General features: G+C 49.0%; 19 protein-coding genes. 5 read left to right on the forward strand and 14 right to left on the reverse strand.

Annotated elements, in window-relative coordinates; translation table 11 throughout:
- Positions 1-164 precede the first annotated feature (164 nt).
- The 6 genes from H9625_RS09270 to H9625_RS09295 form a co-directional block, all read right to left on the reverse strand.
- Positions 165-881, reverse strand: a complete 717-nt coding sequence (locus H9625_RS09270; RefSeq protein WP_151878043.1) for a conjugal transfer protein TraD — start codon at positions 879-881, stop codon at positions 165-167.
- Positions 878-1117: a DUF3408 domain-containing protein gene (locus tag H9625_RS09275; RefSeq protein ID WP_151878042.1), complete on the reverse strand. Its 240-nt coding sequence runs from the start codon at positions 1115-1117 to the stop codon at positions 878-880. Before H9625_RS09275 ends, H9625_RS09270 begins: the two co-directional genes overlap by 4 nt.
- An 18-nt stretch (positions 1118-1135) precedes the next feature.
- On the reverse strand, positions 1136-1483 hold the full coding sequence (locus tag H9625_RS09280) for a DUF3408 domain-containing protein (RefSeq protein ID WP_151878041.1): 348 nt from the start codon (positions 1481-1483) through the stop codon (positions 1136-1138).
- Positions 1484-1485: 2 nt separating this feature from the next.
- Entirely contained in the window at positions 1486-1920 is a 435-nt protein-coding gene (locus H9625_RS09285; protein ID WP_151878040.1) for a DUF3408 domain-containing protein, read from the reverse strand.
- A 2-nt stretch (positions 1921-1922) separates the two neighbouring features.
- Positions 1923-2684: a ParA family protein gene (locus H9625_RS09290; RefSeq protein WP_191764040.1), complete on the reverse strand. Its 762-nt coding sequence runs from the start codon at positions 2682-2684 to the stop codon at positions 1923-1925.
- Between the two features lie 87 nt (positions 2685-2771).
- On the reverse strand, positions 2772-2972 hold the full coding sequence (locus H9625_RS09295; protein ID WP_151878038.1) for a hypothetical protein: 201 nt from the start codon (positions 2970-2972) through the stop codon (positions 2772-2774).
- Between the two features lie 422 nt (positions 2973-3394).
- Between H9625_RS09295 and mobA the strand changes: the two genes are divergently transcribed.
- Genes mobA through mobC form a run of 3 tightly spaced genes read left to right on the forward strand, consistent with a single transcriptional unit; the run spans position 3395 to position 7173 of the window.
- Positions 3395-3898: a conjugal transfer protein MobA gene (mobA, locus tag H9625_RS09300; RefSeq protein WP_151878037.1), complete on the forward strand. Its 504-nt coding sequence runs from the start codon at positions 3395-3397 to the stop codon at positions 3896-3898.
- Positions 3877-5127, forward strand: a complete 1251-nt coding sequence (gene mobB / locus H9625_RS09305) for a conjugal transfer protein MobB (RefSeq protein WP_151878036.1) — start codon at positions 3877-3879, stop codon at positions 5125-5127. Before mobA ends, mobB begins: the two co-directional genes overlap by 22 nt.
- A 36-nt stretch (positions 5128-5163) precedes the next feature.
- Positions 5164-7173, forward strand: coding sequence for a conjugal transfer protein MobC (gene mobC, locus H9625_RS09310; protein WP_151878035.1), 2010 nt, complete (start codon positions 5164-5166; stop codon positions 7171-7173).
- Between the two features lie 81 nt (positions 7174-7254).
- Here the strand turns inward: mobC and H9625_RS09315 are convergent, their stop codons facing one another.
- Together H9625_RS09315 and H9625_RS09320 are read right to left on the reverse strand one after the other, a co-directional pair.
- A complete protein-coding gene (locus H9625_RS09315) occupies positions 7255-7872 on the reverse strand; it encodes an RteC domain-containing protein (RefSeq protein ID WP_151878034.1) in 618 nt (205 codons plus the stop codon).
- Positions 7873-8111: 239 nt separating this feature from the next.
- Entirely contained in the window at positions 8112-8534 is a 423-nt protein-coding gene (locus tag H9625_RS09320; RefSeq protein WP_172725565.1) for a dihydrofolate reductase family protein, read from the reverse strand.
- Positions 8535-9162: 628 nt separating this feature from the next.
- On the opposite strand from H9625_RS09320, the gene H9625_RS09325 reads away from it, so the two are divergent.
- Positions 9163-10386 (forward strand): site-specific integrase, encoded by a 1224-nt coding sequence (locus H9625_RS09325; RefSeq protein WP_151940036.1) that lies wholly within the window; start codon positions 9163-9165, stop codon positions 10384-10386.
- Between the two features lie 20 nt (positions 10387-10406).
- The gene (locus H9625_RS09330) at positions 10407-11732 is read left to right on the forward strand and encodes a site-specific integrase (RefSeq protein ID WP_151940016.1); all 1326 of its coding nucleotides are present in this window, start codon (positions 10407-10409) and stop codon (positions 11730-11732) included.
- Between the two features lie 25 nt (positions 11733-11757).
- On the opposite strand, the gene H9625_RS09335 is transcribed toward H9625_RS09330, so the two are convergent.
- The 6 genes from H9625_RS09335 to H9625_RS09360 all read right to left on the reverse strand — a co-directional run bounded on the left by H9625_RS09335 (position 11758) and on the right by H9625_RS09360 (position 17291).
- Complete coding sequence (locus H9625_RS09335) at positions 11758-12069, reverse strand: helix-turn-helix domain-containing protein (RefSeq protein ID WP_055301262.1); 312 nt, start codon at positions 12067-12069, stop codon at positions 11758-11760.
- A complete protein-coding gene (locus tag H9625_RS09340; protein WP_055301264.1) occupies positions 12066-12359 on the reverse strand; it encodes a helix-turn-helix domain-containing protein in 294 nt (97 codons plus the stop codon). The genes H9625_RS09335 and H9625_RS09340 overlap by 4 nt, the downstream gene beginning before the upstream one ends.
- A gap of 12 nt (positions 12360-12371) precedes the next feature.
- Positions 12372-12695, reverse strand: a complete 324-nt coding sequence (locus H9625_RS09345; RefSeq protein ID WP_032944609.1) for a helix-turn-helix domain-containing protein — start codon at positions 12693-12695, stop codon at positions 12372-12374.
- Positions 12696-12901: 206 nt separating this feature from the next.
- Positions 12902-13318 (reverse strand): hypothetical protein, encoded by a 417-nt coding sequence (locus tag H9625_RS09350; RefSeq protein ID WP_032949291.1) that lies wholly within the window; start codon positions 13316-13318, stop codon positions 12902-12904.
- A 318-nt stretch (positions 13319-13636) separates the two neighbouring features.
- Positions 13637-14944 (reverse strand): sigma-54-dependent transcriptional regulator, encoded by a 1308-nt coding sequence (locus H9625_RS09355; protein WP_032944527.1) that lies wholly within the window; start codon positions 14942-14944, stop codon positions 13637-13639.
- The gene (locus H9625_RS09360; protein WP_070101145.1) at positions 14919-17291 is read right to left on the reverse strand and encodes an ATP-binding response regulator; all 2373 of its coding nucleotides are present in this window, start codon (positions 17289-17291) and stop codon (positions 14919-14921) included. The genes H9625_RS09355 and H9625_RS09360 overlap by 26 nt, the downstream gene beginning before the upstream one ends.
- Positions 17292-17608: the final 317 nt, after the last annotated feature.

Genomic DNA, 17608 nt, shown 5'->3' on the forward strand with positions numbered 1-17608 from the left:
CCTTTGTCGGGCGGTTGATACTTGATTACTTTACTTTGGTTTAGTGGTTTGCCTGTTTGTTTCCACGGACTCGGGCGTGTCCGTTGCGGGTTGGCTGTACCTTGTACCGCCGTGCGCCTGTGGTGATGTCATTCTACTTTTTCATTTCCTTTCTTTTTTAGTCGTTATACATAGTCGCGGATGTCGAAGTCCTCGATGTTGTCAGGTACGGTAAACTCTTTCTTCGGCTTTTTGAGTCTGACCTCAATCAGTCCCTTGATGCGGATGCTCAGTTCCGTCGAGCCTGACATCAGTTTGTCGTACAGTTCCGTTCCTTCCATATCGGAGAAAACCTTTGCCGCTTTCTCACATTCTTTCTCTGTCGCTTCCGGGTTCTTGGCTGTCCTGACCGCATTGTCAATCTCGTCAAAACTGCTGCCCGAAGCCCGTGGCGAATCCGGTTCACCCTCTTCCGGTTCATCCTCCCCGTACTCCAGTTCCGAAGGCGGAATGCTTGTGAAGGTTTCATCAAGTTTGTCTTCCGGGACTTGTGCCGGGCGTGAGGCGGTTTCCGCGTTTCCGTCGTCAAAAGTAGCGTCTTCCTCCGACAGTTCAATGCCTTTTTCCAAAGTGGCAGTTTGTGGCACCGGTATGGCAGCGGTTGTCCGGGTTGAAGCCATTTTGAAACGGCTCTTGCCGATGATGTCCTGTACTTCTTCGGGCGGCGTTTCTGTTGTCGTTTCCTGCTTTGCCACCTTGCAGTCCAATGCCCGCCACAGTCCGGCAAGATTGCGGAAGAAGCGGACAATCTTAGTGTCCATGATGCGGTCATAGAGCAGCAGGAACAGGAACCAGAGGTTACAGCCGACCGATACGGTCAGGAGAATGATGGTCATGTTCATAGTTCTTTGGGGACAGCGTTCAACATTCGGTTCAGCTCGTCACGGTGTGTACACAGGAACTCGCGTACCACGTTCTCGGTGAAGTCGGCGATTGTAACTTCCCCGTCACCCAACCAGCGGACAAGCATGGCAATCTTGTCATGGGTTTCCTTGCTGATGTACACTTGTTTTCCCTCCCTTGCCTTGAAGCCTGATTTCTTCATGAAGGCTCGATAGTCATTCTTCTTTCTTTTCATGTCTGTTTCTTTTGATGGTTAAAATACTGAATTGTAATTTTGGGCGTACAGGCTCTTTATCGCATCCTCGCATTGCTTGAAGTGATGCGCAAGCACATGGTCGATATAGGCGGACAGCGACAGCCTGTCATGCCCGATCACGCGGGTAATGCGCATGATGCGGTCGTGGAACTCCGGGCGCACATACGCCATCTTTCCCTCACGAGCCTTTACTTCGGGTTCACGGATGAACAGCCGCAGGTAGTCCTTCTCGCCGCATTTGCCGTTTACCGGAATGGGCGACAGGATTTCCACACTCGCCTGCACTTGTGCAAGCATACTCCCGCTATTTTGCTGCGGGCTTCCGTTTTCTTGTTTCTTTTCCATATTCAGATTAAATCTTCACGTTGTTTTTTGTATAATTCGTTTATTTTCTCCTTGTGCTGTTCCAGATGTTGGCGCAGCACGGTGTCCACGTAGCCGCCTACCGAGATTTCCCGTCCGGCGATGTCGTTCACGATTTTCAAGATCTTGCTGTGTACATCGCGGCTGATATAGACACACTGGCGGGTCTTTATCTCGTTGCGGCGGAGGAACATACCGGAATAGTCATCTTCCTGCCGTTTGCGGCGTCCGCTGTCTTTCGGCGGCTTCTCCCTTGACGGCACGGGGGACTGTTCCGTTTCCGGGACGCTTTCCTCTGCGTGGGCAGGTGTGGGCGGCTCCTGCGCACGGTACAGGGTCCCGTCCTGCTTGCGTCTGCCGATGGAGGCTATCAACAGTTCCTCGTCGATGCCTTCGGTGTTCACTTTCCTGCTGCCCATAGTCATTGCGGTTTGATGATGCCGGCAATCTCTTCCGAGAACTCGCGGATGCCGCTGCCTTTCATCAGGGATGCGTCCATCGGGAAGATGGTCGAGCGGAAAACACTCTTGCGCTCTTCCGAGAGGTCGCGCCGGAACTTCTTACTGTCGGGCAGGCGGGTGGACAACACCGACAGCCCCATTTCGGCAATCACATCCTCGTACAAGTCGTACAGGCCGTTCTTCTCCCTGCCGTCCACCATTGTCCAGAACAGGTACAGCCCTTTTGTTTTCGCCTGTCCCGTCGTCATGAGGTTGTCACGGAACATCACGGCGAATTGCAGGGTGCTTTCCACGACGAAGCGGTCGGCACTCATGGGCGCGAAGATGTAGTCCATCTGCGAGAGGGTCTTTACAACCCCGTTGCTTTTCAGCGTTCCCGGCATATCGAAGAACACGATGTCCGGTTTCACTTCTTCTTCGGCAAGCATCCTTTCGGCATCGTCAAGGGCGTTGAGGGCATCGCTTGCAATGACCGGATAGGCGTTCTTTCTTATTTTGCGGAAGTGGTCACACGCGAGTGCCTTGAAATAGAGGCTCTCGTCGATAAGTTTCGTTTCACGTTCACGCAGCTCATGGATGCTGTGCTGCGGGGCGTCGCAATCTATGACGGCGACATTATGACCTTGCATGTTGTGGAGGTAACTGGCGGCAAGTGCCGTGACGGTCGATTTGCCGATGCCTCCCTTTTGTGTTGCGAATGCAACGAAGATTTCATTACTCATTGTTCTATTGTTTTTAATTGTTGATGAATTGTTTTCTTGTTCCTGTACGGGAGCGGTGGCTTACATATCCGCGTCCGCAAATCATTATCAGGGCGGTTCAGCACGTATCCGCTTCAGGGGTGAAGCCCGTATCCGGATAACCGGTGAATGACGGCATTGCGTCATGAAGTCATTGAATGCTTGAATCACCGCATTGTTGTAAGACCGGGTATCCGCTGATGCGGATATTCGGTTTTGCAAACCTCCGCCGAAGCGGTTTGCCGGGTATTTGGAAGTTCCGTTTTTCATATCTTCAAATCGTTTGTTCCTTGAATCATGCTGCAAATAAACAATGATATTTTGGAACTTGTATCACTTCTCCGGCAAGTGGCAGCACGTTGCGCCGGTTGGCACCGATTGTCCGGGTCAAGCCTCTGTCCGACATCGCTTTAAGGGCGTAACTTTGCACCCGAACGGCAGGGTACGCCGCAGGTGGCGCAGCCCGGAGTTTGAAAGGCATTATCCCCAATCCGTCCCCGACGGATTTTTATGTTCACCTGAACATAGCAAGGTATGTTTTCAGCCGCTCAAAACATTTTGAGCATCCCTGAAAACGCCTTGCCCTTGCAGGGGGCGGGCTTACCCTCCGAAGTCGGGAAGCCTCTCAAACCTACGGTGTCTGTGCCATGAAGCGGCGGCTTATGCCGTTAAACCGCTAAATCCAAAGTAATATGAGTGAAAAAAGAAGAAAGAAAGGCGGGAGAAATCCCAAACTCGACCCGGCGGTGTTCCGCTACACCGTCCGTTTCAGCGAGGAGGAACACAACCGTTTCCTCGTCATGTTCGAGAAGTCGGGCGTTTACGCCAAGTCGGTTTTCCTGAAAGCGCACTTCTTCGGGCAACCGTTCAAGGTACTGAAAGTGGACAAGACGCTGGTGGATTATTACACCAGACTGTCCGATTTTCATGCGCAGTTCCGCGCGATAGGCACGAACTACAACCAAGTGGTGAAGGAACTGAGGCTGCATTTTTCCGAGAAAAAGGCGATGGCGTTGCTCTACAAGTTGGAACAACAGACCGTGGAACTCGTGAAACTGAGTCGTAAGATTGTGGAACTTTCAAGAGAACTAAAAGAGCAGCGAGAGCAGAGCCAAACTTGTTTGGACTCTGCCGAGTCGCGTTTGAAGAAGGGTGAAACTCAACTGGAGGCAAAATGGTCGCAAAAATCAGTTTAGGAATTTCATTGTACGGAGCACTTGCCTACAACGGGGAGAAGATCAACGAGGCGAAAGGGCGGCTTCTGACAACCAGCCGCATCTACAATGACGGCACGGGAACGGTGGACATCCATAGGGCGATGGAGGACTTTCTCGCTCTGATGCCCGTGCGGTCGAAGGTGGAAAAACCGGTAGTGCATATCTCGCTCAATCCCCATCCTGACGATGTGCTGACCGATACGGAGCTTCAGGACATCGCACGAGAGTATCTGGAGAAGATGGGCTTCGGTGGTCAGCCTTACCTCGTTTTCAAGCATGAGGACATCGACCGCCACCACCTTCATATCGTGACGGTACGGGTGGACGAAAGCGGCAGGAGCATTGACACCCGAAATAACTTTTACCGGAGTAAGCAGATAACCCGTGAACTGGAACGAAAATACGGACTGCACGATGCGGAACGGAAAAGCCGCCGTACTGATATGCCGCTGCATAAGGTGGATGCTTCGGCTGGCGATGTGAAGAAACAGGTGGGAAATGTGGTTAAGGAACTAAACCGCCGTTACCGCTTCCAGACGATGGGCGAATACCGCGCCCTCCTTTCCTTATATAATATGACGGTGGAGGAAGTGCGGGGCAACGTGCGCGGACGAGAATATAACGGGCTGGTCTATTCCGTTACGGACGACAGGGGCAACAAGGTCGGCAATCCTTTCAAGTCTTCGCTGTTCGGGAAGTCCGTCGGCTATGATGCCGCGCAGCGAAAGTTTGCCCGTTCAAAGGCGGAGATTAAAGACAGAAAACTTGCCGACATGACGAAACGCACCGTCCTTTCCGTGCTGCAAGACACGTATGATAAGGAGAAGTTCATTGATACGCTCAAAGAGAAAGGCATTGACACCGTGCTGCGCTGCACGGAGGAAGGGCGCATTTACGGAGCCACGTTCATCGACCACCGCACGGGATGTGTGCTGAACGGTTCGCGCATGGGCAGGGAACTTTCCGCCAACGCCTTGCAGGAACACTTCACGCTGCCATACGCCGGACAGCAGCCGATTCCGCTTTCCATTACCCCGGAAGGACATGAGGAAACGCCAAGTCTTTCTGTTTCCGAACACGGAAAGGATTGGGACGGCATGGGCTTGTTCACTACCGAAGGCCCGGCGGTGGATGCCGAGGAGGAAGCCTTCATCCGGGCTATGCAGCGCAAGAAGAAAAAGAAGAAGCGCAAAGGCTTGGGAATGTAAGCAATCAAAGTATCAACAATCAAACAATATCAATGTATGTCACAACAAGAAGACGATTTGAGGGCATTGGCGAAAATCATGGATTTTCTGCGTGCCGTGAGTATTATTTTAGTGGTAATGAACGTGTATTGGTTCTGCTATGAAGCCACACGGCTATGGGGCGTGGACATCGGCGTGGTGGACAGGATTCTGATGAACTTCAACCGCACGGCTGGATTGTTCCGTTCCATCCTCTACACGAAACTGTTTGCAGTCCTTCTGCTTGCCCTGTCCTGTTTAGGAACAAAGGGCGTGAAGGGTGAGAAAATCACTTGGGGCAAGATATGGACGGTGCTTGCCGTAGGTTTCGTGCTGTTTTTCCTCAACTGGTGGATATTGGCTCTGCCGTTGCCGGTAGAAGCGGTAACGGGGCTGTATATACTGACTATCGGGACGGGGTATGTCTGTCTGCTGATGGGTGGTCTGTGGATGAGCCGCCTCTTGAAACACAACCTCATGGACGACGTGTTCAACAACGAGAACGAGAGCTTCATGCAGGAAACAAGGCTTATTGAAAGCGAGTATTCGGTCAATCTGCCGACACGGTTCTACTACAAGAAGCGTTGGAACAACGGCTGGATAAATGTGGTGAATCCCTTTCGTGCGTCCATCGTATTAGGCACACCGGGCAGCGGCAAGTCTTACGCAGTGGTAAATAATTTCATCAAGCAGCAGATTGAAAAGGGCTTTTCCATGTATGTGTATGACTTTAAGTTCAGCGACCTTTCTACCATTGCATACAACCATCTGCTTAATCACCCGGAGGGCTACAAGGTGAAGCCGAAGTTTTATGTAATCAACTTCGATGATCCACGACGCTCACACCGTTGCAATCCCATTCATCCGGATTTCATGGAAGATATTACGGATGCCTACGAGAGTGCCTATACCATAATGCTCAATCTCAACAAAACGTGGGTGCAAAAGCAGGGCGACTTCTTTGTGGAATCCCCGATAATTCTGTTTGCCAGTATTATATGGTATCTCAAAATCTACCAAAACGGAAAGTATTGCACGTTTCCCCATGCCATTGAGTTTCTCAACCGCCGTTATGAGGATATTTTTCCCATTCTGACCTCTTACTCGGAATTGGAGAACTACCTTTCACCATTTATGGATGCGTGGCTCGGAGGGGCTGCGGAGCAGTTGATGGGACAGATTGCTTCGGCGAAAATCCCGCTTTCGAGGATGATTTCCCCGCAGCTCTATTGGGTCATGTCGGACAGCGAGTTTACACTGGACATCAACAATCCCGAAGAACCGAAGATTCTTTGCGTGGGCAACAATCCCGACCGTCAGAACATTTACGGCGCGGCACTTGGTCTGTATAACTCCCGTATCGTGAAGCTCATCAACAAGAAAGGGATGCTGAAGTCGTCTGTCATCATTGACGAGTTGCCAACAATCTACTTCAAGGGGCTGGACAACCTTATCGCCACCGCGCGAAGCAACAAGGTCGCTGTGTGTCTGGGCTTTCAGGATTTCTCGCAGTTGGTACGCGACTATGGTGATCGCGAAGCGAAGGTCGTGATGAACACCGTCGGCAATATTTTCTCCGGTCAGGTGGTGGGTGAAACTGCCAAGACGCTTTCAGAACGCTTCGGTAAGGTATTGCAGAAGCGGCAGTCTATTTCCATCAACCGGCAGGATGTTTCCACCTCCATCAACACGCAGATGGACTCGCTTATCCCACCGAGCAAGATTTCTGGCTTGACGCAGGGAATGTTTGTCGGTTCGGTGTCCGACAACTTCAACGAGCGTATCGAGCAGAAGATTTTTCATTGTGAGATTGTCGTGGATGCAGAGAAAGTGAAACGGGAGGAGAAAGCCTACAAGAAGATACCCGTCATTACCGACTTCACGGACGAGGACGGCAACGACTGCATGAAAGAAACGGTGCAGGAGAATTACAGGCGCATCAAGGAGGAGGTGAAGCAGATTGTTAAGGACGAGCTGGAACGGATTGCGAACGACGATAACCTGAAACATCTGTTGCAACAGAAATAACCGGGCAGACGGATGACAAAGGAACCGGGCGGAGCAAGTTTTGACACCTGTTCCGCCCGTTGCTTTTGAGAATTTATGTGTTTATTTTCTCATGCGCTCCAGTTCCTCATCACGTAGCATCTTCTTATTCAGTTTCTCCTGCATCCTATCAAGAAAATAGGTGCGGCTCTCATTCTTTCGGCGTTTGATGTCAATATAGAAGCGGTAACAGTCCTTTGCTTCGACACCGAATATCTTGTAAAGCAGCGGGGCAAGCTGCTTGAGTGGCATTTCACCGTTGTTGATACAGCCCATCTCGTTGATGCCGTAGATCAGTTCCACGAGGTCGATGGCGTTGCCCGTCCATTGCAGTGGTGAGGCAGAGCTTTCTGTTGTGTTCGTTGAGGATGTGTGGATAGGGATTAGTGGTGGCACTTGGGGAGCGGCAAGGAACTTCTGCATTCTCCTCACGAATGAGAGAGCCTTGCTGATATAAGTAGCAATCTCCGTTCTTTCTTCAGAAAGGTTGCGCACGGGATGGTGCTGCAACTCGATTTCTATGTAAGCCAATGCGATGATGGTACGGTTTATATCCGCGTTGCCGTTGCACAGCTCGATCACTTGGGTGGCGAAAGCCGTGTATGCCGTTTCTATGTTGCAGGCACCGGCTTCATTTATCAGACGGAAAAACTCGGTTTCCGCCAGTAGAAAATAATTCATGTCCTGTCATTTTTTGAAATTTTACACTCTGTTTTTGGTATGCGCACATGAATAGTATTGGCAAAAAGCGCGACCAAAAAGCAGAAAATCCGACACAGATTTCTGAATGTGCTGATTTTCAGAGTGATAAAATTTAATATTTTTTATCCGGCATGAATTAAGGCTATCTTAAAATGTTCTTTTTCAGAACATTGTTTCATTAAGCGGAACCTAAAATGTTTGCAGACAGAACAGTTTTGCTACCTCATGACTTCCGTAAGTGTGTAAATGTTACGGGATACCCCGTTAGGATAGCTCTTTTGCGAGGTAAGTGTCCAGCGTGTTTCGGGAAGTGCCGACTTGAAGAAATGCCGCCCTGTCCCGGATATGAAAGGAACTGTATAAAGGATAAACTCATCCACCACACGCATACGCAGCAGTCCGTTTATATAGTCTGCCGTGTCCGGTGTGGCTTCCGCGAGGTAACGGATGTTTGTGCAGTCTTTTCTCCATTCGTGCAGCATTGAAATGGAATAGTCCGGTGTCACACGGTAAAAGGCTTTCTTCCTGATTTCATCAAGACCGCAACGGTCAAGGCACAAATCCTGATGTGCTTTATCATATAACTCTGAAGAAAGACATCCGTCCATCGTCAGTACGGCGAGAATCTGAACTTTACCCATAATCGTTTCCTTTCGTTAGGCAAGGGTAAAAAAGTAGCGTGCAATTCACACTACCTTCAAGCGATGGCTCTGGTAAAGCCTTTACGGAGAGTACGTGAATGCACGCTATGCGTAAGCATAGCATAAGCATCACGCAATCGTCTCCGTAGTTCCAATTTACCAGATTTTCGCTTGAAACGCCTTGCGGTCTTATCCTATATGTTGGCGGCGAAAAGCTCCTGCCAATCGCCGTTTTTCTCAAATGTTATGCAAAGATAGAGAAACTCGCCCGATTTCGGATGGATTAAGGAAGAATAATGTAAACTATTGGGTTTTCAGGGATATATGCAGCATTATTCCACATTCGTAAAAGTGTGCTTTGAAGCCGTTTTTGAATAGTTAAGCAGAAAAATTGCTACCTATCCGTTGCCCATTCCGGTTGCATGGAGTTGTTTGAAAATCCTTCCTGTTCCGACCGTAAAGAACGCAGTTTCATCATTTTGGCTTAACGAAGGTACTTATTTTTTTTGAGATATGAAAAATATAGGTTCTGTAAGTCAATGATGATAACTTTGTCGATGTCTGACGATATTTAACATGCCGATGATCAACTCTGTCTCCATTAATTTTGCAAACAATGGAACAGGTTATGAATCAGACAGATGTAAAGGTTTCGTTCTACCTTAAAAAGAGCGAGGCGGATGCCAGGGGAAACTGTCCCGTGATGGCACGGCTTATTGTCGGCAAGCACTCTGAAACAGCATTCAGTGTCAAGTTTCGTGTGCCACAGTCATTGTGGTCATCCGGACGGGCGTGTGGAAAAAGTGTTGCGGCAAGAGACATAAACAACAGACTGGATGAAATACGAGCTGCCGCGCTCGGCATCTTTGCGGAACAATCTGCAATCCGTGAGGATGTAACAGCAGAGGATGTAAAGCATCAACTTTTGGGTATGGCTTCGGAACAGGAAACCCTATTAAGCTATTTCAGACTTTTCATTAGAAATTTCGAAAAACGTGTTGGGATCAATCGTACGGAAAAGACTTTGAGGGCTTACCGCAATTCTTACAATCATCTGGTACGTTTTTTACAGATGCAATATAAGCTGTCAGATATCCCTTTTGCCGCATTGGACCGTTCCTTCATTGAAAAATATGACTTGTACCTACGTACGGAATGTTGTCTGGCTTCAGGCACAATAGTCAATCTTACCGTCCAACTGAAAACAATTGTCGGAGAAGCTATTGCTGACGGTATAATAACAGTATTCCCGTTTGTCGGATATGAACCGGTACATCCGAAACCGGAACAGAAATATCTCACCTCCGAAGAATTGAATAGGATTATGACAACACCTCTCCATGATCAGATTCTTTATCATGTGAGAGATATGTTCCTGTTTTCCTGTTATACGGGTATTCCCTATAGCGACATGTGTCTGCTGACAAATGAAAATCTTTCTCTCGCGGAAGATGGTACCTGGTGGATCAGGAGTTCTCGCAAGAAAACCGGTGTGGATTTTGAAATACCGCTTATGGAACTGCCGTTCCATATTATTGAAAAATACCGCGATATGGCTCCTGAAGGAAAGCTTCTCCCCATGTATTCCAACAGTTCATTGAATCGTTATTTGAAACGCATCGCCGAAATTTGCGGTATAGGACGTAAGCTGGTCTTCCATGCAGCCCGTCATACCTATGCGACAGAAATTACACTTTCCCATGGCGTACCGCTTGAAACGGTCAGCAAGATGTTGGGGCACAGTCGTATTGAGACCACACAGCATTACGCAAAGGTGACAGACAATAAGATAGATACAGATACGAAAGCATTGGATAAAATAATTGCTGAGCGGTTTTCTGTAGTTATTTGATAATGGCAAAAAATAGGATTATGAAAAGAAATACTGACAATATGGAAATCAAACGTCGCAGTACATTTGCGATACTGTTTTATATAAACCGCACCAAAGTCCGTAAGGATGGAACGTGCCAGTTGCTGTGCAAGATAAGCATAGATGCCAAATGGGAACAGATAGGAACGAAAGTATCCGTCAATCCGGCCATCTGGAATCCTGAAAAAGGACGGGCTGACGGCCGCAGTGAGAATGCCATTACCGTCAATCGGGCTATTGATGATCTGACCAAAGAAATCAAGGAGCATTACAGGCGGATTAAGAACAGTCTGGGATTTATTACGGCAGAGCAGGTAAAGAATGCCGTGATGGGAGTCGGTCAGAAACCGCTAACTCTGCTGGCTCTTTTCAGAGAGCATAACGAGGAGTTTAAGAAACGTATCGGTGTGGATCGTATAAAGGAGAGTTATGATTCCTACTTACGTTCATATAAGCACCTTTCGGCTTTCGTGCAGGAAAAACGCGGCGTAGAGGATGTACTGCTACGTAGTCTTGACCGTGTGTTCTACGATGACTTTGAACTTTTTCTCAGGACGGACAGGAATTTAAGCCCGAAGAGCGTGCATGAACATCTTTACAGGCTGAAGAAGATGACCATGCGGGCTGTCAGCCAGGGAACAATCCGCCGTGATCCGTATTGTCGCCTTCATCCTGAACTGCCCAAACGGAAAAGTCGTCATCTGAAGCTGGAAGATCTGAAGACGCTGCTTACAACACCTGTCGAGAAGCCACAGCTTCAGTTTGTAAGGGATATGTTCATCTTCTCCACTTTTACCGGACTTGCCTATACGGATTTGAAAAAACTGAGGGTAAATGATATTACCCAATCTGAAGACGGTTCATGGTGGATTCATATCCACCGCCAGAAAACAGGAACACTGTCTTCTGTCCGATTGCTGGATATTCCGTTGAAGATAATAGAGAAATATCGGGAACAGAGAAAGGATGACAAGGTCTTCAATCTGTATAGTCGTACGTATTTCATTATGCTCGCCCACCAGTTGGGTGAAGTTTACGGATTTGAACTTACATTTCATAAGGCACGACACAATTTCGGAACCCATATAACCCTTTCATTGGGTGTTCCAATCGAGACAGTCGGCAAAATGATGGGGCACATGCGTATTGAGACCACGCAGCTTTATGCCAAAGTGACTGACAGGAAAGTGGACGAGGACATGAAACGGCTGAAAGCAGCCGGAATGGACCGAACTTTTGGTTTGTACGAAGAAGAGGTTATTGTCAAGAAACGGAGAAGGAAATTCGGATACCAATTGTCCGACAACAAAGAAACGACCTTGTAAAGAGGCCGTTTCTTTTACTTTTGCTTCATACCCATCGCTGTTCTTCCCTGCATCTTTTATATGCGTCGTCAAGAACTTTTTGTATGTCTGACTCTTTGTAAAGGGCTTTTCCCTGTACAAGATAGTAAGGTATCATACCGAGGGTCCGGTATTCCTGCAAGGTACGCCGGCTTACTTTCAACAGTTTTGAAAGTTCCTCGTCCGTGAGGAAATAATCACCGTGGAATGCGGGCCTTGGAGCCGTCCGTATTGCGTCTATCATGCGCTCCATGTTTTCCAGCCCTTTGAAAATAGTATCAATTCTCGGGTCTTTTCTGTTTATAAGATCGTAACTCATGGCTTTCTTTTTTGTGGGTGATAACTTGATTCCAACAGGCTTTGTACATCTTCCGGCTTATAGAAGAACTTGTTCTTGATCCGGGTGAAAGGCAACAGTCCTTTCTCGCGATATACCTGAAGTGTTCTCTTGGATATTCGGAGAATCCCGCATACCTCCTGATTGTCCATCCATTTTTTCAGTGCCGCGTCTTTGGTCTGACTACATATACCGGTGACTTTTTTCTCGATCATGCTGAGACGGACAACCAATTCGTCAAAGGTCTGTTTTTCCATACATATAATTTCCATACCGTCATTTTATTAGGGTTGAAGACCGAGTTCTTTTTTTATTCTCGCCGGCAGCACCTTCCCCTTCCTGTTCAGGAAGTCCTGGACTTCCGAAGCCTTGTAGTAGGTACGCCCGTCAATCATGTAGTATGTGACGAGCTTCTTCTGGCGGTAGCGTGCAAGGGTGCGTTTCGTAACGCCAAGGAGTTCGCACATATCCTGGTTGTCGAGCAGCTTGTCACCCTCAAGGGCGGCCGTCTGCCTGTTCATGCGGTTCAGTCTGTCATCTATCCTGTCAAACCGTTCCATTATCTGGTGGAGCATCATCTGGAATGTCTCCCTGTCTATCTGTATCATAATGAATTCTGTTTTTAGTGTAATAATTCCATTTTTTACACCGTGTTGCGCAACAGGTTTCATTATGATATAGGCCAAAACATGGACCAATGGAGCATATTGCCACATAAAAACATGGCAAGTCGCTGAATAATAGAGAAATAAAAAATCAGCCCCATAAAAACGAGACTGATGGAAGTATTGCAAATGCAAGAGCGTGCAATCTTTTATTGCAATGTTTTGCGATAAGTAAGGCGGCAGATCCCGTTTCTGAATGTTTTTGTCCTGACCAGTTCCCATTTGTCCGTGGAGATATGTTTTGATACGGGAACCGTTTCGGAACTGATTACCGGAAGAAGAAAAATGACCATCTCATCTATCAGGCGGTACAGGGACAGTCCCCGCAGCAGTTCTGCGCCGCTGTCGTCATAGATTTCAGCCAGATATATGTCAGAGGGTGCAGACTGTTCCTTGTCACAGATGAGGTCGACTAGCGGATAGCCCGGATACAACATGCGGGTGGACCGGCCCCGCCAGTAAGGGAAACCGTCATCGCTGTTTTGTATCCATTGCAGCAGGGAATCGTTCCGTGCGGGGACGAAACCGTTCAATGTCATTGCTATCAGAACCTGTAACTTTGCCATACCTTGATACTCCAAATGAAAAGCGTGAGGCTCACGCTATTTCGGATGGAGGCTCTGACAAAGCCCAATACAGAAATTTGCATGAGCTCACGCTATTAGGCATAGCATAAGCTGCACGCAAAAGCCTCTGTATTTTTGAATTTGTCAGATTCCCATCCGAGACGTCTTGCGACTTATGTATAATATCCGGCGAGGCTGTCAGCCCTGTCGGTATTTTCTTATGTTCCTGCTGGCAGTATGTATTCCATATTTTGCCAGACTTATGCAAATGTAGGCATTTTATTCCAGACTGGAAAACATCTCCGGTCTATATTGCCTTTATTTGTCGTTCAGTCCGTATTTCTTCATTTTTCTGTACAACGTAGAAGGATCAATGTGCAGCATCTCCGCCGTCCGTTTCCGGTTGCCCGTGCATATTTTCAAGGCCCTGATGATGGACTGTTTTTCCTGTGTCTCATTTTCCGGAAAAAGGAAGATTTTCTCTTTCTCATCCTCGATTCTTATGTTCAAACAAGCCGTTTCGATTATCGGCTGTTTGGACAGCAGGACGGCTCGTTTGATCTTGTTCTGCAATTCCCGTACATTTCCCGGCCAGCCGTATGAGAGCAGCTGTTGCTCTGCCTCACGGCTGAATCCGTCGGTCTGCCGTTTGAGTTCCCTGGAAAACTTTTCCCTGAAATGTTCGGCAAGCGGAAGTATGTCCTCCGGGCATTCATGCAGGGCCGGCAGGACGATTTCAAATTCCCCCAGACGGTGGTAGAGGTCTTCCCGGAAGCGTCTCTCCCTGATGGCCAGCTGAAGGTCCTCGTTGGTTGCCGCCACTATCCTTACGTCGGAGTGTTTCTCCCGGTTGCTGCCTATAGGGATATAGCTGCCTTCCTGCAAGGTACGCAGGAGCATGCTTTGTACCTCCATGGACAATGTTCCTACTTCGTCAAGGAACAGGGTCCCGCCACGGGCCGTTTCAAAGAAGCCTTCACGGTTTGTGTCCGCCCCCGTAAACGTCCCCTTCACATGCCCGAAAAAGAGCGAGGGCGCAAGCTCTTTGGGAATGACCCCGCAGTTTACTGCCAGGAACGGCTTTTCCCTGCGCTCGCTGGAATAATGGATACGTTGCGCTACGGATTCCTTGCCGGCACCGTTCGGACCAAGAATCAGTACGGAAATGTCAAATGGAGCGACCGTACGAGCTAGATTTTCCACTTCTTTCATCTGTCGGCTGTTCCTGGGAAGGATGCCCTTGTCCTTTCCGTATATGACTGAGCGAGGATGCAGGATGTTCTTTATCAGACTTTGCAGTTCATCCATCTGAACAGGCTTGGCCAGATAGTCTTTTGCCCCCATCTTGATGGCACGGACGGCATCCGACACGGAGGCATATCCGGTCATGATGATGAAGGGAACGTCTATCCGTTCTCTCTGCATCCATTCGAGCAGCGATATGCCGTCCCCCTGCGGAAGACGGACATCGGAAAGGACAAGATCGAAAGGCTCCTTTTTCAGAAGCCGCCTTGCACCGGGTTCGTCTATCGTCGTCACTGCTTCATAGCCGGATTTCTCAAACCATTTCTTTTGTTGTCCGGCCAGCAGGATATTGTCTTCAACTATGAGTATTCTGTGTTTCATCCGTATAGTTCTTTAAGTCAAGTTTTCTGATTTCCGAAAGCAGGTTCTTCGCATCGCCTACCAGCCGGTCTATTCTTCCGATGACCGTCTCTGTATATGTACTGATGGTCAGATCATCGGAAGTATCGTCATGTAGGATTCTGCTGTATGTTTCCAGTTCACAGGCCACTCCCAGCTGTTCCCAGGTGGGATACATGCGGTGCAGGGTGTTTTTCATCCGCTCCGTGTCCGTTTTCATGCTTTCAAGGGCTTTTTTCAGTTCCGTCCTGTTGTCGATCGATTCCTCAATGAAAGCATTGAGCATCCATTCCATATCCCCCGTCTCTGCGGCTAAGGCATTGAAATCCGCCTTCTGTTCCTGCCGCTGGCCCGACCTTTCCATTATGGAGGAAAGGAAAGCCTGCAGCTCGTTCATGGAGAACGGTTTCTGTATGCAGCCGGAAAAGCCGGCTTCAGTATAGCGGCTTTCGTCCACGTCGTTGCGGGCAGTCATGGCGGCAACCGGAATGGTGCGTGAATTTCCGATATTGGAATGACGCAGGAGATATAGCAAGTCAAAACCGCTGGTCCCGTGCATCTGGATGTCTGTCAGCAGTAAGTCGTAGGGTTCTTTCCGCAGTTCGCCCACCACGTCCTTCGCCCCGATGCAGGTACGGCATGATACACCGTTGCGCTCCAGCATCTCCATGACGATGCGCAGTTGTATCGGATCGTCGTCCACAAGGATGATACGCTTTGGAAGGCTGAGCCTTTTCACGGTCGGCATGACGTGGTTCTTTACCGGTTCAGTGGAAATGGCGAGGGGGATTTCCGTGTGGAACAGACTGCCTTCCCCGACATGGCTCGATACGGAAATACTGCCGCCGAGCAGGTTCACAAGTCCCTTGGTTATCGGAAGGCCGAGCCCGAAGCCTTCCGGCGAAATGTCTGGCGCCGCCCGTTCAAACGGTCTGAATATGCGTTCTATCGTTTCCTTGTCCATGCCGATGCCCGAGTCCTCCACCTCCATGGTCATTACCACGTCCTTGTGGCTTACCCGGAAACAGACTGTTCCGTTGCGGGTGAACTTGATAGCGTTAGTCAGCAGGTTGTCCGCCACCTGACGGATACGGTCCGCATCTCCGTATACCACTATGTCGGTGCCTTCTGCTTCCGTTTTGAAGACCAGCCCCTTGTCATTGGCCGCACAGGTGTATTCCTCGTTAATGTCGTCGACGAAGGCTTTCAGGTTGAAAGGTATCCTGTTCAGTGATTCCTTCGCTTCGTCCAGTCTGGAGAGGTCAAGCAGGCTGTTGGCAAGCCTTGTGATATGGCGTGAGGACTTGATGATGTTGTCAAGGTAAGTGTTGCGGCGTTTTCTTTCCCTGGTGTCAATGGCCAGTTCCGCACTGCCGCAGATGGCGTTCAATGGTCCCCTTATGTCATGGGAAAGCGTTACGATGATACGCTTTCTCATTTCGGACAGTTCCCGGTTCTGTTTGAGCGTATCCACCAGTCTGCTGCGGTCATGTTCCTTGCGCCGTATGTCCCTCTGTATGACAAGATGGGATATGATCAGCAGGACAATGGCAACGATGATGGTGGCCGCAAACAGCTTGAATGAAAGTGCCTTTGCCTCCGCAATCCTTGTTTCCCGGTTTTGGAAAGCGGCCTGGACCTGTTCGTCAAGGGCGGTGATGAAGGAGTTCAGTCTTTTGTTCAGTTTCAGGTTTTGCAAACGCAGACTGTCAATATAGAGTCCGATATGTCTGTCATGCTCTTCCTGCATGGTTATCAACTGGCGGTTGAGCTGCCGCAGTTCTGTCGTGGAAGCCGGCACCTGTACGGTTTCCTTCTTGCCAAAGAAACCTGCTATGCCGTTTTTCCGGCGGGTGACCGTGCGTGTACGGGTACTCTTGTCGATGACCTCGGGGAGATGGTTGTAGAGCAGGCTGTCTGATGTCCTCTGCTCCTGAAAAACCGTTGTAAGATGATACAGGCGGCTTTCCTTCTCTTCCAACAGTCGTCGCAATGTGTCTATCTGTTCGTGGCTTACCAGATCCAGGCCGTTGTCTTTCATCCGTTCCAGCAGGCTGTCTATGTGCAGGCGCCTGTTCTGGTATGCTGAGAAGTCCTCGCTGTCCCATCCGATGGCGGATTCCCCCAGCAATGCGATTCCGACAATGTGGCGGCGTATGGCGTTGACTTCATTCCGGATCTCACGTATTTCTGCGGTTCCGTTTGCTATGTCATGCATTTTTTTGCGCTCATGAAGCAGTATGGCAATCATGCTTCCGATGACTGCCAGCAATATCAGATAACCAGCTATGATTTTTGTCTGCAATGAAATTCCACTTAGCTTCCTCATACGCCTTATGATAAAAAAATCCCGAAAGGTTGTGGGGCGCAGTCTTCCGGGACGTGAGTAATTTGGATGTCACCCCGATGCGCTATCCAGTCGTACACAGAATGCACTCCGGCCTTTTATAACCTTGGCGGGCGACGGTTTGCCCGCATGATTCTCCCTTCTGCCGGCAGCTGTCGGCAGAAAATTCTCTGGTTCGGGTATCCAATATCTTGTCCATATTCTTTTTTTTACAGTCAGTCCATATTTCTGTTTCTCCGTATTTTCCGATGCAGGAAAAAATAAGGCCCCCTGTTATAGTCCCGTGTGGAAATGTGGAT

Source organism: Phocaeicola intestinalis (assembly GCF_014837065.1).
Classification (GTDB): domain Bacteria; phylum Bacteroidota; class Bacteroidia; order Bacteroidales; family Bacteroidaceae; genus Phocaeicola; species Phocaeicola intestinalis.